At 60.8% G+C, this 18,611-nt stretch carries 23 protein-coding genes; all 23 read right to left on the bottom strand.

What is annotated here, in order from left to right:
- Positions 1-26: 26 nt before the first annotated feature.
- A complete protein-coding gene (locus QMX88_RS24250; RefSeq protein WP_282372783.1) occupies positions 27-593 on the bottom strand; it encodes a hypothetical protein in 567 nt (188 codons plus the stop codon).
- Between the two features lie 9 nt (positions 594-602).
- On the bottom strand, positions 603-1,199 hold the full coding sequence (locus QMX88_RS24245; RefSeq protein ID WP_282372780.1) for a YmfQ family protein: 597 nt from the start codon (positions 1,197-1,199) through the stop codon (positions 603-605).
- Entirely contained in the window at positions 1,190-2,227 is a 1,038-nt protein-coding gene (locus QMX88_RS24240; RefSeq protein WP_282372778.1) for a baseplate J/gp47 family protein, read from the bottom strand. Before QMX88_RS24240 ends, QMX88_RS24245 begins: the two co-directional genes overlap by 10 nt.
- Positions 2,217-2,621 carry a phage GP46 family protein gene (locus QMX88_RS24235; protein ID WP_282372777.1) on the bottom strand — a complete coding sequence of 135 codons (405 nt, stop codon included), beginning with the start codon at positions 2,619-2,621 and terminating at the stop codon, positions 2,217-2,219. Before QMX88_RS24235 ends, QMX88_RS24240 begins: the two co-directional genes overlap by 11 nt.
- On the bottom strand, positions 2,618-3,130 hold the full coding sequence (locus QMX88_RS24230; protein WP_282372775.1) for a phage baseplate assembly protein V: 513 nt from the start codon (positions 3,128-3,130) through the stop codon (positions 2,618-2,620). Before QMX88_RS24230 ends, QMX88_RS24235 begins: the two co-directional genes overlap by 4 nt.
- Positions 3,127-4,230 (bottom strand): phage baseplate assembly protein, encoded by a 1,104-nt coding sequence (locus QMX88_RS24225; protein WP_282372773.1) that lies wholly within the window; start codon positions 4,228-4,230, stop codon positions 3,127-3,129. The genes QMX88_RS24230 and QMX88_RS24225 overlap by 4 nt, the downstream gene beginning before the upstream one ends.
- A gap of 6 nt (positions 4,231-4,236) precedes the next feature.
- The gene (locus QMX88_RS24220) at positions 4,237-5,523 is read right to left on the bottom strand and encodes a DNA circularization protein (RefSeq protein ID WP_282372772.1); all 1,287 of its coding nucleotides are present in this window, start codon (positions 5,521-5,523) and stop codon (positions 4,237-4,239) included.
- Positions 5,524-7,611, bottom strand: coding sequence for a phage tail tape measure protein (locus QMX88_RS24215; protein ID WP_282372771.1), 2,088 nt, complete (start codon positions 7,609-7,611; stop codon positions 5,524-5,526). It lies immediately after the preceding gene.
- A 130-nt stretch (positions 7,612-7,741) separates the two neighbouring features.
- Positions 7,742-8,065, bottom strand: coding sequence for a phage tail assembly protein (locus QMX88_RS24210; RefSeq protein ID WP_074891333.1), 324 nt, complete (start codon positions 8,063-8,065; stop codon positions 7,742-7,744).
- Complete coding sequence (locus tag QMX88_RS24205) at positions 8,062-8,409, bottom strand: phage tail tube protein (RefSeq protein WP_074891334.1); 348 nt, start codon at positions 8,407-8,409, stop codon at positions 8,062-8,064. Before QMX88_RS24205 ends, QMX88_RS24210 begins: the two co-directional genes overlap by 4 nt.
- Before the next feature lie 58 nt (positions 8,410-8,467).
- Complete coding sequence (locus QMX88_RS24200; protein ID WP_282372765.1) at positions 8,468-9,967, bottom strand: phage tail sheath subtilisin-like domain-containing protein; 1,500 nt, start codon at positions 9,965-9,967, stop codon at positions 8,468-8,470.
- Positions 9,964-10,161, bottom strand: coding sequence for a DUF2635 domain-containing protein (locus QMX88_RS24195; RefSeq protein ID WP_282372764.1), 198 nt, complete (start codon positions 10,159-10,161; stop codon positions 9,964-9,966). Before QMX88_RS24195 ends, QMX88_RS24200 begins: the two co-directional genes overlap by 4 nt.
- On the bottom strand, positions 10,158-10,745 hold the full coding sequence (locus tag QMX88_RS24190) for a phage tail terminator protein (protein WP_282372763.1): 588 nt from the start codon (positions 10,743-10,745) through the stop codon (positions 10,158-10,160). Before QMX88_RS24190 ends, QMX88_RS24195 begins: the two co-directional genes overlap by 4 nt.
- Before the next feature lie 15 nt (positions 10,746-10,760).
- Positions 10,761-11,222: a hypothetical protein gene (locus QMX88_RS24185; RefSeq protein WP_282372761.1), complete on the bottom strand. Its 462-nt coding sequence runs from the start codon at positions 11,220-11,222 to the stop codon at positions 10,761-10,763.
- The gene (locus tag QMX88_RS24180; protein WP_282372760.1) at positions 11,215-11,577 is read right to left on the bottom strand and encodes a head-tail adaptor protein; all 363 of its coding nucleotides are present in this window, start codon (positions 11,575-11,577) and stop codon (positions 11,215-11,217) included. Before QMX88_RS24180 ends, QMX88_RS24185 begins: the two co-directional genes overlap by 8 nt.
- Positions 11,577-12,062 carry a head-tail connector protein gene (locus QMX88_RS24175; RefSeq protein WP_282372759.1) on the bottom strand — a complete coding sequence of 162 codons (486 nt, stop codon included), beginning with the start codon at positions 12,060-12,062 and terminating at the stop codon, positions 11,577-11,579. Before QMX88_RS24175 ends, QMX88_RS24180 begins: the two co-directional genes overlap by 1 nt.
- Positions 12,063-12,065: 3 nt before the next feature.
- Complete coding sequence (locus QMX88_RS24170; RefSeq protein ID WP_282372757.1) at positions 12,066-12,494, bottom strand: hypothetical protein; 429 nt, start codon at positions 12,492-12,494, stop codon at positions 12,066-12,068.
- Positions 12,495-12,543: 49 nt separating this feature from the next.
- On the bottom strand, positions 12,544-13,920 hold the full coding sequence (locus QMX88_RS24165) for a phage major capsid protein (protein WP_282372755.1): 1,377 nt from the start codon (positions 13,918-13,920) through the stop codon (positions 12,544-12,546).
- An 11-nt stretch (positions 13,921-13,931) separates the two neighbouring features.
- Entirely contained in the window at positions 13,932-14,774 is an 843-nt protein-coding gene (locus QMX88_RS24160; RefSeq protein WP_282372754.1) for a head maturation protease, ClpP-related, read from the bottom strand.
- Between the two features lie 3 nt (positions 14,775-14,777).
- Positions 14,778-16,088 (bottom strand): phage portal protein, encoded by a 1,311-nt coding sequence (locus QMX88_RS24155; protein WP_282372753.1) that lies wholly within the window; start codon positions 16,086-16,088, stop codon positions 14,778-14,780.
- Positions 16,081-16,245 (bottom strand): hypothetical protein, encoded by a 165-nt coding sequence (locus QMX88_RS24150; protein ID WP_282372752.1) that lies wholly within the window; start codon positions 16,243-16,245, stop codon positions 16,081-16,083. Before QMX88_RS24150 ends, QMX88_RS24155 begins: the two co-directional genes overlap by 8 nt.
- On the bottom strand, positions 16,242-17,975 hold the full coding sequence (locus QMX88_RS24145; RefSeq protein ID WP_282372750.1) for a terminase large subunit: 1,734 nt from the start codon (positions 17,973-17,975) through the stop codon (positions 16,242-16,244). The genes QMX88_RS24150 and QMX88_RS24145 overlap by 4 nt, the downstream gene beginning before the upstream one ends.
- A complete protein-coding gene (locus tag QMX88_RS24140; RefSeq protein WP_282372748.1) occupies positions 17,975-18,460 on the bottom strand; it encodes a phage terminase small subunit P27 family in 486 nt (161 codons plus the stop codon). The genes QMX88_RS24145 and QMX88_RS24140 overlap by 1 nt, the downstream gene beginning before the upstream one ends.
- Positions 18,461-18,611: the final 151 nt, after the last annotated feature.

Raw genomic sequence — 18,611 nt, 5'->3', positions numbered from 1 at the left:
GCGCCAGCGCTTGGAACGCCGGAACGTCAGCAGTTGGCGCCGCCAGCACTTGGCGGCGCACCAAGAAGTGTAACCAGCGTGCCGATTACTGTTGCCCCACCAACTGATCCCGGTCCTCCACCAGTTGTAGGTCCACCACCGGTACCACCGATACCTCCAACGCCGATGGTGATCGAGATGACTTGACCCGGAACAACATCGAACGCCCGCCACAAGATCGACTGCCCCGCGCTGCCTCCCGCACCACCACCGCCGGTGCCGGTGGTGTTGGTCGCCCCGCCTCCCCCAGCGCCAGCCGAACCGCCTGCACACGCGCTGACCCAAATCCGATAAATGCCAGCGGGTACGACGAATAAGCCACTAGAAGTGAATAGTTGCCCACCTCTCAGCGCCTTGATTGCTGCTAACAACTGAGCACTGTTGCCCTCAGCGGGCTCAAAGCCAGCTGCTTTAATCACAGCGAGCAACTCATCCGTGACTGAGTTCCCCCAGGCTGAAGGAATGAGTGAACCAACCACCCCTGTTGCAACGTTTTCGTCCACGAACTTGCCGCCGACAAGCCCAACATTGGGCACGCTTTTCGGATAATCCACGTTCTTTCCTCAGCTGTAGTTTATGTACACGACGGTGTGTGCAGGCGCGTAACGACGAATCAGGCATTCCAAAGCACTGCCGGGATTCACGCCAAAGCGCTCCCCCCAGTAGCTGACGCCGAATCGCCGGCCAACCCTCTGACGGCCACCCGTATTCAGCGTCCACATGAACTGGACGCGCCATGTTCCGAAATGGGTTTTGCCGAAGCGGGAGCGGCCAAAGCGCGGCGCTCGGTTCTGGGTGATTGTGGCGTTCGGGTATCCCTGCCCTTTTGCTATCAGGATGAAATAGGCAGGGGTTTGCGCCCCGATTGCTGTCAGCCGCTGCCGCACGGACAATTGCCGATCGCCAAAGCTTGGCGAGTCGCCGAGGCAGGAGTCCGGCAAGCCCATGACCCGTTCCCAATCGGGAACCAATTCGGTCACGTAAGCCGGGTCCATTTCCGCGGACAAGGCCACGATCCGGGCATCGACGCGTGACAGTTCAACCGACAAACCCGCCAGCACATTAGCCAATTCGGGGACACGCTCCAGGTCCCAGGCCGGACCTTGGGGAAGCAACTGCCGCAGTTGGACTCTGTACTGTTCGGCGGTCCTTACTGCCATGTGATGGTCCCTACCGTGAGCAATTGGTTGGCACTGGCAGTGACGTCGGCAGTCGGCGCGACCACGGCATTGTCTTGCTCCCCTTGCGCGCGGCTCACTGCTTCACGTATGCGACTTATCAGCAGTGTCTTGCCGAGCCCTGCTTCCCGGGCGTGCAGGTCCGCGAGCTCAGCGGCCACGGCTTGCCGTACAGCCGTTGTGTCGGGCGTGAGGTGAATCACGTAGTTGACCGCTTTCAGGATCGGCGCCAGCGCGAAAACTTCCGTCGTCACCGGTGCTTTGATTTGCAGGTACGCTTGGACGACTGCGATTTCGTTAGCGTCCGGAATGATCACCGCGTCCCCATCACGGACGAAGAACACGCCGACCGTTCCGGGCCCCATGTAATTCTTTACCGTCCAAGCGCGGGTGACACCTGCGCACTCCAGCGCCCAAGTGACGTAATCGTCTGCATCGCCTCCATGGGGAATGACCTTGTAGCTGCGAATGACCCGAGAGCGCAGCGACTCGATCGATTCCCTTTCGGTGCCGCCAGTAATCCCGGGTGCCAGCACCGTGAAGGTTTCTGCTACTCCCACAACAGGCTGCACCAGCGTTAGCAGCAGCCCCGAGGCGGCGTTACCGAGTGCCCCACCATCGACTGCGGCCAGCGTGGCGACGTTGCTGCCAGCGGTGGTCGTAACCGCAGCGGCTACTTGGTATTGGCGACCGTCGCTCGCCTGAAGTACCTGGTTTGCATCGAGCACAGCGCCGGCAGCCGCTTGGAAAGAGGCGGACCCGGTTGCCGCCTTCGCGGGAATGCGCGGAGTTTCAAGCCTCAATAAGGCCTGACGCTCGAGCGTTGATTCGTCCGCCGTGTCCGGCAGGATCTGCTTGGCGACCCAGTCGATGTACCCATACAGGCCATAGGCAGCGCCACTCAAAGCGCGCGCCAGCACCTGGGCGTCGGACTTTCGCAGGGCGTCGCTCGCCAAGTCGGCCGTCGTGCGGCTGACCAGCGTGGGCAGGTTCGGGGTTTCAAACGGCATAGAGCACCTGCCAATTGTCGTTAGGGAAGATTTCCAGCCGCTCGCCATTGGGCAGCGTCAGGATCGTGCCGATATTCAACCGGCTGGGGCCGGCGCGCTCGGTCAGCACCTGAACATCGATGACATGGCTGTCATCCAGCAGCCAGGTCAGCGCCTCGCGCGCGTATGTCACCGCGTCGCCGATCGTCTCGGTCGTCAGTTTTCGGCGCCGAAGCAGCCAGAGCTTTGATCCAAGCCGATCACCGGCCACAAGGGGAAAGCTGTCGCCCCAGTAGCCGTATCGTTCGTCGTCGTCCAACTGGTCGGTAGGCGCAGCGCGGCACCAGGTGAACAAGCTGATTTCGACGGCGCGGCGCAGGCTGGTCTTCTGGTCGTCAATCGTGATGATCGTCATACGGCACCCGGTACGGCCGGTCCGCTCTGCCCATTGCCAGGCTGTACGCCGCTGTGCGGGTGCTTGATCTGGCTGACTCCGCCGGCCACCTGATCGCCCTGGCTGATGATCTGGCCCGTTTGCGTGATCTTTGGCGTGTTGAAGTTAACCGAATCGGTAGCGGTGATATTCAGGGTGCCGGTCTCAACCGCGATCACCCTGCCGCGCTTGAAGTGGACCTTGTCGCCTTCGTCGGTGTAGATCGCTACCTCGCCTGGCTCCAGCTCCTGAATTCGGTAACGCCGGTCCGACACCACAATCACCACGCCGTGGGACCGGTCGCCCCCCATGAATCCGGCAAGCGCCTCGGCACCTTCGTGCGGGCAACTGGTGAAGCCGTAGGGCTCCAGATGCTCCATGCCATCCTTGACCTCGCCGGCGGTCAGGCGCATCTGCAGCGTCTGTAGCTTGCTCGCCGAATTGGCAAGCGCCACCACGCCGCGCGTCAGCACGTTCATCAATTTATTCATTTGTCTTTCCAGTCGGCAGGGAGCAGGTATTCGAAGCCGTCTTGCTTTTTCACCTTGCGGTGTTTGTGCGGATCGTCAGGTTCTTGCAGGTAGCCCTCCGGCGGTCCGACACGTAGCCGGCATGTGGTTCCGTTCTCGTCCTGGCGATAGGTCACCTCCGCGATCAGCATGTCGCGGTCATAACCAATCAGAGGGTCGATCACTCGCACGATCGTGTTGTGCCGCCAGAGCGCGCCGTTGGCTTGCCGCCAGCCCTGTACTTCGTAGGTCGTCTCCAGCGCCTTGCCCAGCGCCGTGCCGCGTTCCCAGTTGGCCCGGTCTGCCGCCATCTTGTCGCTGAGCTGACCGCTTTCGTGGATCACCTTCACGCGGCGGCGCGTCATTCGGGGATCGCTGACAGCGGCGTTGACCTCGGTGGTAGTTTTGGCGAAATCCTTGTCGGTACCGGATCGTTGCCCGATCACTCGGTAATCGGAGAACACCCGGGTGAAGTCCAGCGGCGCGTCGCCCTTGAGGATATTTCGGCCCAGCTCCAGGCTTTCACTCGCCCGCCCGCCGCTGCCGACCTCGGCCAGCACCACCTGACCGCGGGCATTGTCGGTGCTGAACACGCGAAACAGACTCAGCAGTCGGTCGATGGATTCGAATGCCGTTTCCCCCGGCTCGATGGTGTGATCGGCCAAGCCCCCGGTCGTGGCAATTTCGCTTTTAACGGTGAGCCCGTACTCGGCGGCGATGGCCTGAACGATCTTCTGGACGCTCTGCCCCTTCCACTGCCCGGGCTTGTTGATCGCGCCGCAGTCCACCAGGTCGGCCGTCAGCGAACGGCCGGTGATGGACGTGGTGATTTTCTCGTCGTCGTAGTTGATCGGAGTGGCATCCACCCAGCCGGTGATGATCAGGTCGCCCCCGATCCGCACTTCGCACCGCGCGCCCTGCTTGACCGGGCGCAGGATGTTTTGACCCGGCCACTTCCAGGTGATGCCGATGTTGAAGCTGGCGGCTTGTCGTTCAAGTCCTGTGGTGATCTCCGCCGAGGTCCAGCCGGAATAGTCCAGACCATCAACGGTCAGGGTCACGGCCGTTGATGGGTCGGACATGCTGATTTACTCCCGGGCGATTTGCAGCGGTGCGGCCGGCACGAAACCGGGATGGGTGATTTTGTTGCGCTGAACCACTTCGCCTTCGCGGGTAGCGTCGCCGAAACGCCGGAAGGCCAGCACCAGCGCAGGCGATGTTTCCAATGGGGTAACGGTCTCCAGCCGGGCGCCGGATGCGGCGACTGCTGTAAGGTGCCGGACCACGTGTTGCCGGGTGGCATTGACCAGCGGGTAATAGCTCGCATCGGACTTCAGCGCCGCCTGCCAGAAGACGTCATCGAGTTCGTCCCGCGCCGCGATGACGTCATCTGCGACAGGCACTTCCGGTCGTTCCGTCGGATCAACCAGTTGCTGTTCGACCGAGGCAGCAGGCGCATCGGCTTCCGCAGGTGTCACCACCGGCATTTCGGCAACGGTCGCCGCCGCCTGGACCAGCAGCGCGTCCTGCACCAGGTCGGCCAACGCTTGCGCGGCGGCGGTCGTATCACCGCCGCTGCCGCCAGCAACCTCATTGATGGTCGAAGCGTCTTCGGCCTGGCTGGAAACCGTAGCCACTGCCGTCGTGTAACTGTCGAACGCAGCCGCGCTGGCACTGCTCTTTTTCTCGGAGCCTTTGGGCACCAGTGACGACAGGCCCAGATCGCTGAAGTAGCCGGTGAACAAACCAGACAGCGAGCCGGGAGCGTTGGTCAACATCTGCGCCATTGATGTGACCGTGCCGACCACTCCCGCAAGCGGTGAGAACTGCCCGGACAATACGCCAAACACCCCTGTTACTTGATTCTGCAGTCCGGTCAGATTGATGCGCGCCGTGTCGACCTTTGCCATCGCAGCCTGGTAACGGTCGAGCGCCCCACTCCAATAACTGCCCGTGGTTTGCCCGAGCATCTTTGAAGAATTGGCACGAACCGACGGATTCTGCACAGCGTTTCCGGGGTAAAACGTCAGATCAAAGCTGACCATGCCGCCTTCCCGGCGACTGTGTGACATCTCGCAGGCGCCGGGCACAACTGACAGTTGGCCAAGCCAGGGATGGACAAGGGTGCCCTCGCCCTCCTTTTCGAGCGCCGTTAGCAGTTTGTCGCGGCGGGCAAAGCAGTCATCGCCAATGATGAACGCCCGGACCTTATGGACCCGGGCCACCTTACCCATCTGTTCCGCAAAAGCTTGGTCTCGCTTGGGGTATTCGTGAAGCTGAACCTTGCGCCCAACCGGAACGGACGTGTCCTCGATGAGGAACGTCTCGCCACGGAAAGACGCCGGCAACAGCTGGTCGCGCCAGGTGTCGGCCATTTACTGTGCTCCGGACAGGGATCGATAACCAACGCTTGGGGTGACGGTGAGGCCTGGCTGATTGGTTTTGGCTGGTTCCACCCGCAGACCGGGTGGGGCACCTTCGAAGCGCATCACCATCTCGCCCTGCAGCTGGGTCTTGTTACCGCCGGCCAGCAGGCTCTGTGTCGCGCCCTGAAGACCAGCAGTGCCGCGACCGAGCAGGCCCGCGCCAACGGCGTTCGGGTCGTTGCTGGAAAAATAATCCGCAACACCCGAGGCCTTGCCTTTCACCCAGTCAGCAGCGCCAGCGGCTTTACCGTTGACCCACTTACCCGCATCCATCAGCGGCTCGATGTACGGCTTGATTCGGTCAAAGAACCCTTTGAACCAGGCCACCAGCGGCTCCCATTTCTCGGTCACCATCTGCACCGGGTCGAAGCCGATCTGTTCCTTGATACGGTTCCAGCCGACTTCGGCCGCGACCTTAATGAAATCCCAAAGCGCGGAGAAGAAAACCTTGACCGCATCCCAGTTCTGCACGATCACCGACATCGGCAACCATGACAACGCCTTCTTGATCCAAGGCCAGACGGTGCTGATCGTTGCTACGACCCGACCCCACAACTGGGCGAAGTAGGTCACTAACCCGTCCCAGTTCGCGATGATCAGCGCCAGCGGCGTCCATGCCAGGAGACTTTTGATCCACGGCCATACCTTTGCGAACGTGGACTGGATGTCGCCCCAAAGCTCCGTGAAAAACGGTGCGAGCTTGTCCCAATTCGCTACGATGATTCCCACCGCCACGGCGATCGCTGAGGCGACCAGCCCGATGGGGTTAGCCCGCAGCGCCAGACTCAAAAGCTTTGTGGCCACAACGGCGCCGATGATCCCGACCCGCAGAATCGTGAAAGCCACCGCAGCAGCGGCAATGCCCTGGACGAGATTCGGATTGTCCCGGATGAAGTCGCCCACACCATTGACCAAGGGCTGCAGTGCAACCACTACGGCGTTAAGAGCTGGCAAAAACGCATTGCCAAGCATGATGCTGTTGCGCATCAGGGCACCGCCCATCAGCTTGAGATTATTTTCAGTAGTGGCAGCTCGCGAAGCGTACTCGGCCTCCATGGAACCGCCGTACTTCTGAGCGTCAGACACCTTGTTCAAATTGCCCTTGAGCAAGTCCAGATTGGTCAGCAGCATGGCAAGCGCAGGGGCAGACTCGGTGCCGAAAAGCTGAGTGAGCACCGATAGCTGCGCATCCGGCCGGACACCCTTTATCCTGTCCAGCAGCTGAAGGATGGTGCCCTGCCCGTTCATCTGCATCGCTTTGGATACGCTTTTGGCGTCAAGCCGAAGAGATTTGAATGCCTGTTGTTGGGATTTAGTGGCCGCAGCACCCTGGGTCATTGTGACCATGAGGTTCTTAATTGCCGTAGATGCGATTTCCTGCTCTACGCCCATGCCGCCAAGGGTTGCGCCGAGAGCTGCTATCTGCCCGGACGCAACGCCCGCCACGCGGCCCATCGGCCCAATGCGTGTAACGATCGCGGAGATCTTCTGAGCATTGGCCGGGCCAGTGTTTCCAAGGTAGTTGATTTTGTCAGCAAGGGTCACGACCTCAGGCTGCGTCATCGCGAAGGCAGTCCGCCACGTAGCCATCATCTGCCCGCTGTCTTCGGCGCTCTGATCGAAGGCGATGCCCATTTTCACCGCGTCCTCGGCGAACCCTCTTAGCTCTCCGCGTGCGATGCCGGCCTGCCCACCTGCAGCCACGATCTTGGCGATGTCGGTCGCCGCCATTGGAAGGCGCGTCGACATCTTGGTGATGTCGTCGCCCATCTCCTGAAACTGTTTCGGGGTGTCGAAGTTGACGACCTTGCGCACGTCAGCCATCGCCGATTCGAACTGGATGGCAGCATGCGTGCCCACCACAAACGGCGCAGCCAGGGCGCCACCGGTAATCGCTTCCCTGAACCCGATGCTGCCCAGACCTGTTGCCTGAAGATTCTTGCGAAAGCCCGAGATGTTCTTCTGGATGCCGGCCAGCATCGGAGACAGCTTGTCGGCGCCCGTGATGAGCGCCTTGAGCTGAAATTTATCTGCCATCAATTCACCTGCTGGGTGCGATTGATCCGCTGTCCGTGCGCCAGCGATTCAAGGATTTCATCCAATGGCCTGGCCATCATCTGTTCGGGGTCAACCTTCCAGAAGAACGCCAGGTCATACACGCTGCTGATCAGGCCTTCGATGGAGTCGACGCCGGCGTCATGAAAAAACCCGCCACCTTCCACGCCAGTGTGTTGAGGTCAGACAGGTCGAGTTGATCAATCGAACTCGGTGGGATGTCAGCGCAAGCGACGATGTACTTGGCGGCCACGTCCAGATCGATCGCGATCGATTCGTCCATGCCCATACGGTACGGCAACGCCTTGATTGCCCGCGCCTCTTTCGAAGTGGGCCGGCGTAGCGTCAACTCGGTCAACGTTTCGCCGTGGGCCTGGATCGGCGAGCTCAATTTGACCGGTGCGTTTGGATCTACAACCGCTTCTTCTTCGTTCACGACCAAACCCCTTTGATGCCGTCAAATTGCAATTCGATGGTGCCTTCTTCGCCGTTCGAGGTGGGTTGCTCCACCATGTACGCGCCGGAAAGCGTGTAGACCTTGCCGTTCTTGAACTCGCCGGTAATGGTCATGTTGGTGCCGTCTACCAGCTTCTTCAGCGGGAAACCCGGCGTGTGCACCGCCGTTACCTTGATGAAAGGTGCGACGTCCTCTTCCTTGAAATAACCGGGGACCACGGTTTCCCGGGTCTTGTCCGACAGCGGCGCTTCCATTCCGCCCTTCAGGGTCAACTGCATACCGTCGACCTTGACGTAGCAGGTGCCTGCAACTTTCTGCCCCATAGCTGGGCCTCCAAACTAAAAAGCCCGCGCGAGGCGGGCTAGGGTGATGGGACATCGTTTACGCCGCGTCGGCTGCGTACTGTTGCCGGAACTGGTTGAGCAACGCGAAGATGCGCAGGCCGTTGACGTAGTCGGGCGGATACAGCACGTTCACCCGGCTCGGGTTGTTGCTGTCGCGCTCGACAATCAGGTACTGCTGGAACATTTCCGAGTTCTCGACGTGACCGTCGAGCTCCATCTTTCCGTACTCGCTGATCAGCTCGCCGCGAATCACATTCGGCGTGACGATCGGCTGCCCATCACCAAACTGGGTTCCATCGTTCGCCAGCTTGTGACGACCGTACTTGCTGGTGATGATCGACTTCAGACGACGCACGATGTACGCGCTCTGGTGCATAGTCTCGCTGTCCAGGTACGAATCGTCCGGCTGGCCGTACGCGTTCTTCTGGTAGGTGGTGATCGCGCGCTGGATGCGCATGTAACCGCCCTCGAAATACAGCGTGGCGATGCCGTACTGCAGCAGCGACTGGTACTCGTTGAGCATGAAGCGGCTGCCTTCCGGCGCCGGGTCGATGCCAACCAGCGCACCCGTCTGGGTTGGCCGGCTGGCATCGGCGGAGATGAACACCGCCTGACGGGCAGCAGCCGCTGCCGCCACCTGCCAGAATGGCTGCGGGACGCCTTGTTCAAAGCCAAAGATGGTGGCGTGCTGATCGTTGCGCGCCTGCCCTGCTGCGACCAACACGCCGAGCGTGCCGCGCATCGCGCCGAACACATGGCCGTAGAGCTGCTTGGCCCACGACCAGCGCCCGCTCATGTCATTCATCGCGGTTTTCCATGCGTCGAGCGTGGTTGCGTCGGTCCAGGGTACGCACAGGAATTCGAACGGAGCATCACCAAGAGCAGCCAGCGCCGCAGTGGCGTCCGGCGAGCCAGCCCCACCTGCAAGCGCGGTGATAGCGACGGTGAGACCGGCAGGCGTCACTTCGCCGTTGCTCTGGCCCAGGCGATTGAGGACGAGACCGATGTCGTTCGCCGACGCTCCCTTCCATTTGGCCGTCAGCGTCACGTCGCCAGTGGCCGCGGTTGCCGTCACTGGCAAATCGGTAGCCGCGTTGATCTTGGTCGCCAGTGCTGCGGCTGCGGCCGTGGGATTACTGCCGGAGGGAATGCTGGCCTGGACTCGATCACCGCCGATGTACAGGTTGATCAACCCGGGCTCAGTGGCAGTCCCCGTAAAAGAAACCTTCCCGGTGGCCACCGCGCCGGCGTCGGCTTTCAGCGGCAAGCACCAGATCTCACCGACCGGATCGTTCTCGCGCCAGGCGCTGTACATGGCGGCGAGCATCGAGCCCTGACCCCCAATGGCTTTCGCCTGCGCCAGACTGGACACCAGCGTAAGTTTGCCGATCTGTGCGGAAGTCGATGTGTCGTTGACCTGGCCAACGATCAAACGGCGCAGCGTGCTCGGCGCGCTGTTGGCCATCGAGTTATCCATTTCCGCGTAGAACAGCGGAACGCGGTTGTCCTGCGGGATTTGCTGAAATCCTACGCTCATTTGGTCGAGACCTCTTTAGCGGACGGGTTTTTGGCGGGCGCGTCTTCTTCCTTGATTTTCACGTCCTGATCGTTGATGCGGCGGCGCCAGTAGATATCGTCCGGCACTTCGCGCCCCTCTGCGGGTAACAGCTCCCCGGTTTCCGGATCCGGCACCGCGCGGCCCTTGGCCGGCACCACGGTAATGCGGTTCATGGCATGTCCTCTTTGATTTGTATTTCAATGCGCCCATCAGGGCCGGGATATTTGAGATTGCGGTCTGCGGGGTCGATGCAGTCGACGTTGATGTCGTAGCCCTCCAGACGCGGAAGGCCATCGAGTTCGAGTTCGTGCCAAGTTTCGGGTGGCTGGCTGTCAGCGTTGCGACCCAGCTGGAATGCAGTCACGAAGGAGTAGCGGTAGATCACCAGCGCCCGGTCGATCTGCACCAGGTCGCCGCCGTCGTAGGTGATCGGGTCGTATTCCGCTGCGGGCTTCCAACCCACCAGCGCGAGCCACAACTGCGCACGTATGTCGTGCAGCACATCCACCGCCAGTTGCCCGCGCTGATCCTTGGCATCGAGGATGACGACCACATCAAAAGCGTCTGTGATGTCTTGCCGGATGCCGTTCTGCAGGTCGTTGTCCGTCGCGTCGTCACCGGTGGCGATGACGAACGCACCAGGCCGATCAATCTGCTGACTGGCCTTCACCGCGTCGAAGTCGATACCGCCTGCGACCCGTCCGCCGAACACGGGACAGCGCTGCCGCAGTTGCAGCACCACAGGGGTGATTTTCATAGGTTGCCTCTGGGGTCAGCGAAGCGCAGCGGCGAATGCCTGGCGAAGGATGGCTCGGATATCGTCGACGCTTCCCTCCAACCCATCGACCATGTAGTTCTCTCGCGGCTCGATTCGCCATGCGCCTGTTGATGCCTGCCTCTTGTGCGACTTTCCTCGCTTGGCACCGCGGCGAACGCCGTACCAGAGGAATGCCGGATAGAAGGCCTTCATCTCCGCCGTTTTCTTCGGCTCGATCTTGACCATGAACCCGGAGTGGCTCACCCGGTAGGAGATCGATCGGCGAAGAGTCCCCTTGCGTAAACCAGGGTACTGACCCTTTTCCGATGCGCCCCGTTTGCTGACGAGCTTTCGTGACCTGGCACGAACTAGAACACCCGCCCGGCGCATCGCCTTGCGGATCTCTTTTTTGTCGAAGTCGAGCTTGCCGTAGCTGTCGAAGTCGCCAAAGTGCAAATAAGCTGCAGGTCTAGCCATACAGGCTCCCTCCCGGCTGATCCATGCCTAGCTCCTCAACCTCAAGAACGGTGAATTTGTGACTTCCGTTCATATCGGTTGCACGGCTGACACGGTAAACAAGGGCGCCGTGGACCACCTCAAAGTCAATGGGGAGAACGCCGAGATACCGCAAGGTAATGCGATGGGTAATCCTGGAGTCGGTCTGCACACTGTCGTGGTAAATGGCAGTGCCGACAGGCTCTATGCGTGCCCAGCGTTTTTTTTCTCCACTGAACTGCGAAGCCAGACCACCGCCATCGGCAGGAGAATCTGAGCGCCGCCTCAGGGTGACGCGGCGGTTCAAGTCACCGGCACCAGGTTCAGACATAGCCATCAGACCCCCATCTGCACGCGATAAGGTGCGAGCAGAAACTTCGACCCTTGTGGCAGCGCAACCGCCGTCATTGTCCCGGCGCCTGCCACAACATCCTCGCGGTTGGTGTAGAGGTGTCCAAGGATGAGCAGGCACGCCGCCTGGATCACGGGAGTGAGCACGATGCCCAGGCTCATGGCTTCGGATTGGGTGATCGCATCCTTGAGCTCGTAGCCTGCAATCTCCATCGCAGACAAACGATCATCCTCGTCGTAGACGAGACCAGCCGATGCAATCGCTGTGCTGTAGCCGACTCTGGCCTGGGCGCGCAACTCAACAGCGGCTGCTCGGCCTGCGACCAGAGCAGGAGCATCTTCATACACCCGGCGCGCCATGAAATTGCAAGCTGCTTCCTCTGCCGCGTCGAGCAAGCCTTGAATGAATTCGCGATCATCGTCCTCGGCGCGCAGGTGCTCGATCGCTACCTCGATACTGATCGCGGACATTGCTTACTCCTGGTCGGGCTCTTCCGAATCAGTCACCGGCAGTGGGTTTTCACCCGCGCCCAACAGCTCGGCGGGCAGAGCGATAGGCGTAGGTGGTGCAGCAGCAGAAGCCGAGTGCGCTACCTCAGCCAGTTTCGCAAGCTCGGCTTCGGCTTCATCTCGTTTGCCGATGAAGTCGCCGACCTGAGCACCCTCGGCGTCAGCGATAATCCAACGCTGGCCCTTCTTTGCGATCTTCAGCGCAAAGGTCGGCTCAGATTTGGCTGGCAGGACCATCACCGATGCGCCACCTTCGCTCACGATCTGGCATAGCTTGAGCTGCTCCAACTCCTTCGCGAGCCACACCGGCGCTGCGTAAGGCTCGTTATCAACGTCGCGGATGGTGCCGCGGTCCTCGTAGGCCCGCAGCGGCTTGATCAATACATCTGGCATATCTCACCTCGATGGGGAAGGCAGCGCCGCCCCGTTTCAGGGGTTGGGTTTAAGCAACTGCAGCGAGCTTGCCGGTGACGAAGGCTTCGGTACGGTAGATGGCGAAGGCCAGGCGCTCTTCGGCGCGCAGCGTGACCATGTTGTTCTCGAAGTCCTTGTCGTTTTCGGTAGAGATCAGGACCTCAACCTCCATCCGATCAAAGATCTGCGCGCCCAACTTGAAGGCACCCACCAGGAAGTCGTTCGCCTTCATTGCTTGAGTGGCTACGACAGGGCGGTTCCACAGGCGAGCCGCGGTGCCGTCTTGTGGCTGACCGATGAGATAGCGACCGGTGTCGTCCTTGAGCAGATCGATCAGGGCCCAGTCAGTCGGGTTCAGCACGATGCCATCGGAAGGAAACTCAGCCAGCTCGGCTTGCAGAAGAGCCAGGCGCAGGCGGTCGATTCGCTGCTCGCCGGTGGCACTCCAGCCCGCTGGAGCGGCGTAGATGTTTGCCAACGGAACCAGACCTTGCAGGTTCGCACCGGCGCCGCTGCCGTAAAGCAGCTGGGCTTCTTCGGTCAGCAGCAGGCCATAGCGCGCACGGGCGTCGATATAGCTTTGCAGCGCCTTCGCATCGTCGAGGATCTGACGAGAAGCTTTGAACAGGTGAGCGATGGTGCGGACCGGTGCCGTGATCAAGGCGGTGGTGATTTCGGAGTAAGGCTTGGCGGCCCCTTCCGCCACGACTGCAGCGTTGTTGGTGAAGCCAGTCTCGCGCACGTACTCAAGCGAGCCTGCTTCGGTCTGACCAGGTGCGACCAGGTCGCGAATGGTCGCTCGACGCACACCCGGCAGAGCAACAGTGTCCAGGCGTTCGGTTGCAGCGAGGCCACCGGCGGAGGTGGTGGTAATCGCAGCGCGCGGTACCGAGACGCGACGAGAGCCGCGGAAGGACGAGTTGACACCTTCCATCTGGTCGCTGGCGACGAACAGCTCACCAGCCGACTTTGGCGGCTCGTTGCGCTGAGTGTCGCGGTTGGCATTGACCAGCTTCTGCTCGGCCTCAAGCACGCGGGCCTGGAGCTCGCCCTGCTTCATCAGCAGTTCGTCGACCTTGGCCGAAGTTTCCTTGCTCAGGCCCTCGTGGCGATCAACGTGCTTCTGTGCCGTCTCGGCATGGGCCTTGAGCTGATCGCCGATGTCCTTGAGGTTGGCTTGAGTTTCCTTGTACTGGGCTTCGATGTCGGCTTCACCGATCTTGCCCATCTGGGCATTCCAGCCGGTATAGCGGGAGGTACCGCGTTTCACGAGCGTGGTCGTGAACCCGACCAGAAAGACCGCACCGCCGATGGCTTGGGGAGTTACGCCGAAGGTCAGCGGGATCAAGGCAGCGATGGCCAGCACCGCCATCAAGAATGCCGGGGACAGACGAAATTTCATCATGGTGTGAAGCCTCACGCAGGAATTGAGAAAGAGAGTTTTGGCAGGGGTGTAAGGTCGAGCTCGACAGCGCGAGGCCTGTCGGACGAGGTAGCGTGTTGCGTACCCCCGCCAGCAGCGCGCGGCGTGCTGGACTTGAAATTGGCGAAGAGTTCGCGGCGCTCGCTGCGGGCCATCCCCGCTTTTGCGAGAGCCACATCCATGGCTTTGAGCGCGTTGCTTTGCTGCGTCTGCTCGTCTTCCCGCTCGGTGATCTCGTCGGATGACAGCAGTCCGGTTGCGAAACCGAGCTCCACCGCTCGTTTGCCTCGGATGAAGGTCTCGTCGTCGAGCATCTCGGTAATGTCGGCGACTGCTTGGCCGCTACCTTCCGCGTACAGATCGGCCATTGCCGCGTCGAACTCTTCCATGGTGTCCGCGGTGTTGCGCAAGTCGTGGCGATTGCCGACGGCCACGGTCCAGCAGTTGTGAATCATCAGAAAGCCGCTACTCGCGACCTCGCGCTTTTCACCCGCCATATAGATGACCGATGCAGCGGAGGCAGCCAGACCAAGCACCTTCGTGGTCACCGTCTGGCTGTGCTCGCGAAGCCGGTTGTAGATAGCCAGGCCTTCGAACATGTCCCCGCCCGGCGAGTTGATATAGACGTCGACTGGCTTGTCGCCGATGGACCGCAATGCCGCGTCGATACGCGAGACCGTTACGCCTTCTCCGTACCAGTCCTGGCCGATCACACCGTAGATGGTGATGGTGTCGTTGGTTGACTCCACGGCTGCCTTGATGGCCGGGTTCCATCTGTCGAGCGCACGCGGACTCAGCTCGCAGTTGAAACTGCCAGCTTTGGATTTTGGTTGCATGAGTTAGTCCTTCGAGTTTGCCGGCTGATCGAGCCAGTTCTGCAGAGCAGCCCTTGCGGCTTGCCCGTCGCCCCCCCCACCGAGCTGGTCGATTGGGGAGAGGTTGGTTTGTACGGTGAGCACCGAGGCATTGCCTCCCATCCTCGGGAGGTTTTCCTTCATCCGGCATTCGTCGCGGGTGTAGATGCCGTTCTGCACCATCTGCGAATACAGCGTGGCGCGCGCGGCACTGTCAGCCCGCATCAAGCCCTCAATGGAGAACTCCGGATATATCTGCCGGCGCTGCGCAGGCGTCAGTAATTTGCGGCTGATCGCCTCCTCGATGCGGCGCATGTAACTGCGCAGCGTGAAGGTCAGAAACCGCAGCAGCTTCTGCTCCAGCCCGGTGCCCCAATTCGACGCTTTGTCGCTGTAGCCAACCAGGGTCGGATCCACCATGTAGAACCGGCAGATTTCCTCGGCGCTGTATTCTCGGGATTCCAGCAGTTGAGCATCAACGGGGTTGATGCCAATCACTTTGGCACTGACGCCCTTCTCCAATACGGGCGACTTGCCGGCGTTCATCGCACCACTGATGCGCTGGACGTAATCCCGGAAGTCATCGCGTTGCTGCTTGTTCAGCAGCTGATCAACCTCGAAAGCGACGGTCTGGTGCATACCGTTCTTGAAGGTGGCGCTGGCCACGTCCTCGGCCGACATCGCCGCGCCGAACACATCGGCGCCGTAAGCGATGGGTGAAAGCCCGACTTGGCCGTCCAGAGAGAACGCTGGAATGTGCATCATGTCGCTGCCGGCAATGTCACGGAGCTGGCCGTTCTTTTCGCGGTACCGGTAAAGCAGCTCGCCGTTATCGGCTACGTCCAGTTCCACACGGTTGGGCAGCAAAAACTCAAGCGCCACAATTCGGCCGCTGATGCGGATGATCTCGACGAAGGCATTACCTCGAAGCAACATGGAAGCAACCACGGCTTCCCAAAACTGCACCGCCGTCATTCGGCTATTGGGATTGGTGTTGAGTATCCAATGCAGATCGTTGTCGCCGGCCACCTCTCGACCGCCGTCCGGCATTCGACGATACAAACCGAGGGGGAGCGTGGCGATCGTTTCGGAGATCAGGCGCACGCAGGACCAGCAGGCGGCCAGGCGCATGGCCTTGTTGACCGTCACTGTCTTGCCGTTGGCGGAAGTGCTGCCAACTGTCTGCGCCCATATTCCAGAAGCGCCGCCAGCGACTGATCGCCCCACCCAATCGATGATTGAAGACCGTGGCGCCGTCACCGCACTGCTTAAAACAGACCGCAGAGACTTAGCCACTGGTCAGTCCCCTTCGAATGAAGGCCGCAGCGACGAAGCACGATGATGCGGCGGCCAGTAGAGCCCAGCCGATGCCGAGCAGGATGTAGACGCCCGCCACAGCGCAGGCGAAGCCCAGCACTGCGATCAGCAAGTAAATAATCGATGCTGTGTTCATTCGAATATTGGGTCCCGGATTGAATCCATGAATCGGTCCACGCCGCCATCGCCGACAACGACTTTCGTCATCGCCCGACCCACCGACATGATCAACGCAACCGCGCCATCGATTTTGTTGTCGTCGCCCTGCTTGATCGGACGCACGACGTCGTTGTTGCCTGGCAGGTGCTTGCCAATCACGTTGGCAATACACCAGGTCATGACCGGGTTGCCGTCATGATGGAACCGGCCGGCTTCGATAGCCGCCTCCAGTTCCTTCATGGGGTCTGACATGTTGGTGTAGTTCTGGGTGATCGTGATCGGGTTGAAGCCCTCGTCATCCAAGTCGTGGCTCAGACCGGTAGCGCCGTGCGGGTCGATGGGGGATTCGCTCAAAGGCGCCTGATGATTGGCTTCCTTCGTGTCCTCGAGGATCTCGCGGTAATCGATCTCCGCCCCGTCGGTCACTTCCAAATGCCCGGAGTTGACCCAAGCCTGGAAACGTTCCGCCATGCGTTTGTTATCGGTGTTGTAAGCGGTGTCGTAGGGAACCCAGAACTTCGGCCCGATGCTGTAGTAATGCGTCTTGCCATCGATGACCCGCCAGAAAAGGCGAGCCCTTGAGTTCATGTCCAGCTTGCGCGCCAAGTCGAAACCGGCGATCCACTCCTGCCCCTCGAATTGCTCGAGCGTCAGCGACGTGTCTTCGCAGGCCTTCCAGCTTTCCATGTTGAAAAATCCGGCCTTGGCGCTGACCCACAGGTTCAAATGCTTGGTCTTGAACGTATTGGCGAATCGAGCTGAACGAATCGCCCGCGCCTGTTGGCTCTCCAGATACTCCTGAAAAACCGATACGCCATGGTTCGGGTTGGCCTTGGCCAGCATTTTCGGATCGGTCCAGTCATCCCCTTCGTCCAGGGTCCAGATCCAGCCGAACAGCTCCTCATCGGGCACGGTGCCGGCCAACATCTCTACGACTTGGCGCCTCTTGTCGTAGCACGGCCCTTCGATATCCGCGCCCGCGGTGGTGATGATGAACATCAGCGGCTGCCTGCGCGCGCCCATGCCTGTCAGCATCGTGTCGTACTGGGCCGATGTCGGGTGTTCGTGATACTCGTCGACGATCGCGCAGCTGGGAGAGGCACCGTCGCCGGGGTTACCAATCAGAGGTTCGAAGCGACTGAAGTCGGACGGAATATTCATGTTCGAGGCGTTGACCTCGATCCCGGCTGCCTGGATCAACATTGGCGACTTGCTGACCATCAGCTTCGCAGGGCGGAACACTTCCCACGCTTGCTTCTCTGTGGTTGCGCCCGCATAAACCTCGGCGCCGAACTCGCCGTCGGCCACAAACATGCTGATACCAACGCCGCCGGCGACAACGGACTTACCGTTCTTGCGGGGCACTTCCCAGTAGCTCTCGCGAAACCGGCGGTGGCCGCCCTTTTTCTTGACCCAGCCAAACGTGACAGCTAGGCCGAACAACTGCCAAGGCTCCAGGCTTATCAACTGACGCTTAAAAGCCCACTCGCCCTTTGTGTGCGGCAGGAGCTGCATCAGCTTGAGCTTTTTCTCAGCCTTGATCGGATCGAACTTGAAGCGGTACCCACGCTTGCGGCTGGCAGCCAGGTCGTCGAAGTGACGCTGAATAGCCTGATGAATAAAGCGGCACGCCGGCGCCTTCCCTCGGAGCACGGACCTTGCCCACACCATCGCCTTGTCGACGTTGGGGTGGGCAAGTTTGGGCATCAGCTACTCAATAATTTGGCGAACTCGTTGGTTTCCTTTTCCTTGTTGCCGCCGATCAAGCGTGTGCGGCTTGCCGGGTCCAGGCCTAGCATTGATCCGAACGTCACCATCTGGCGCATCGTTTCGTTTGCCGCGGTCAGCGCTGGATTCTTCATCGGGCCGCCGGTGGCCCCGGTCACCACAATGCCGTGCGCCTTGATCGACTCCTGCGCCATACGCCAGTTGTCATAGGCGGTGCAGAAGGCTTCCACGTTATGAAGGTCCGTGATGGCAACCACGTTTTCGCGCAGCAGCTCTGGAACAATCATGTTCCACATGGTGGCGGCCCGAGGGCTGAACCACTCGGGAGGATCTACCTGGGTGATCTTCGAAAACTGGGGCTCGGCAGTGTTTAGCGCACGCTTGCCCGGGTTCCCGGCCAATGCTTTCTTGGCCGTTGGTTTGGGTTTGCGACCACGGCCGGCGACCGTGGCGGTGCCTCCCATCGCGCAACTCCTGAATTTTTAATTTCGCGGGTGTAAAAAAACGACGGGCAGGCGGTGTCCGCCTCGTAAAGCCCTGGACTTTCGGGGGGGGGGGGGGGGGGGGGGGGGGGGGGGGGGGGCGCGGGGGCGGGCCGCCGGGCGCGGGGCGCGG

It is taken from the genome of Pseudomonas sp. PS02290, from assembly GCF_029960075.1.
Taxonomy (GTDB): domain Bacteria; phylum Pseudomonadota; class Gammaproteobacteria; order Pseudomonadales; family Pseudomonadaceae; genus Aquipseudomonas.
This window is presented reverse-complemented; position numbering and strand designations above follow the sequence as displayed.

What these genes read in the sequence shown, in the direction of transcription:
- QMX88_RS24180 (WP_282372760.1), bottom strand. Translation starts at nt 11,577, where the DNA reads ATGGCTATGTCTGAACCTGGTGCCGGTGACTTGAACCGCCGCGTCACC.
- QMX88_RS24160 (WP_282372754.1), bottom strand. Translation starts at nt 14,774, where the DNA reads ATGCAACCAAAATCCAAAGCTGGCAGTTTCAACTGCGAGCTGAGTCCG.
- QMX88_RS24145 (WP_282372750.1), bottom strand. Translation starts at nt 17,975, where the DNA reads ATGCCCAAACTTGCCCACCCCAACGTCGACAAGGCGATGGTGTGGGCA.
- QMX88_RS24200 (WP_282372765.1), bottom strand. Translation starts at nt 9,967, where the DNA reads ATGAGCGTAGGATTTCAGCAAATCCCGCAGGACAACCGCGTTCCGCTG.
- QMX88_RS24165 (WP_282372755.1), bottom strand. Translation starts at nt 13,920, where the DNA reads ATGATGAAATTTCGTCTGTCCCCGGCATTCTTGATGGCGGTGCTGGCC.
- QMX88_RS24235 (WP_282372777.1), bottom strand. Translation starts at nt 2,621, where the DNA reads ATGACGATCATCACGATTGACGACCAGAAGACCAGCCTGCGCCGCGCC.
- QMX88_RS24185 (WP_282372761.1), bottom strand. Translation starts at nt 11,222, where the DNA reads ATGGCTAGACCTGCAGCTTATTTGCACTTTGGCGACTTCGACAGCTAC.
- QMX88_RS24225 (WP_282372773.1), bottom strand. Translation starts at nt 4,230, where the DNA reads ATGTCCGACCCATCAACGGCCGTGACCCTGACCGTTGATGGTCTGGAC.
- QMX88_RS24190 (WP_282372763.1), bottom strand. Translation starts at nt 10,745, where the DNA reads ATGAAAATCACCCCTGTGGTGCTGCAACTGCGGCAGCGCTGTCCCGTG.
- QMX88_RS24195 (WP_282372764.1), bottom strand. Translation starts at nt 10,161, where the DNA reads ATGAACCGCATTACCGTGGTGCCGGCCAAGGGCCGCGCGGTGCCGGAT.
- QMX88_RS24150 (WP_282372752.1), bottom strand. Translation starts at nt 16,245, where the DNA reads ATGAACACAGCATCGATTATTTACTTGCTGATCGCAGTGCTGGGCTTC.
- QMX88_RS24170 (WP_282372757.1), bottom strand. Translation starts at nt 12,494, where the DNA reads ATGCCAGATGTATTGATCAAGCCGCTGCGGGCCTACGAGGACCGCGGC.
- QMX88_RS24205 (WP_074891334.1), bottom strand. Translation starts at nt 8,409, where the DNA reads ATGGGGCAGAAAGTTGCAGGCACCTGCTACGTCAAGGTCGACGGTATG.
- QMX88_RS24175 (WP_282372759.1), bottom strand. Translation starts at nt 12,062, where the DNA reads ATGTCCGCGATCAGTATCGAGGTAGCGATCGAGCACCTGCGCGCCGAG.
- QMX88_RS24245 (WP_282372780.1), bottom strand. Translation starts at nt 1,199, where the DNA reads ATGGCAGTAAGGACCGCCGAACAGTACAGAGTCCAACTGCGGCAGTTG.
- QMX88_RS24230 (WP_282372775.1), bottom strand. Translation starts at nt 3,130, where the DNA reads ATGAATAAATTGATGAACGTGCTGACGCGCGGCGTGGTGGCGCTTGCC.
- QMX88_RS24140 (WP_282372748.1), bottom strand. Translation starts at nt 18,460, where the DNA reads ATGGGAGGCACCGCCACGGTCGCCGGCCGTGGTCGCAAACCCAAACCA.
- QMX88_RS24215 (WP_282372771.1), bottom strand. Translation starts at nt 7,611, where the DNA reads ATGGCAGATAAATTTCAGCTCAAGGCGCTCATCACGGGCGCCGACAAG.
- QMX88_RS24220 (WP_282372772.1), bottom strand. Translation starts at nt 5,523, where the DNA reads ATGGCCGACACCTGGCGCGACCAGCTGTTGCCGGCGTCTTTCCGTGGC.
- QMX88_RS24240 (WP_282372778.1), bottom strand. Translation starts at nt 2,227, where the DNA reads ATGCCGTTTGAAACCCCGAACCTGCCCACGCTGGTCAGCCGCACGACG.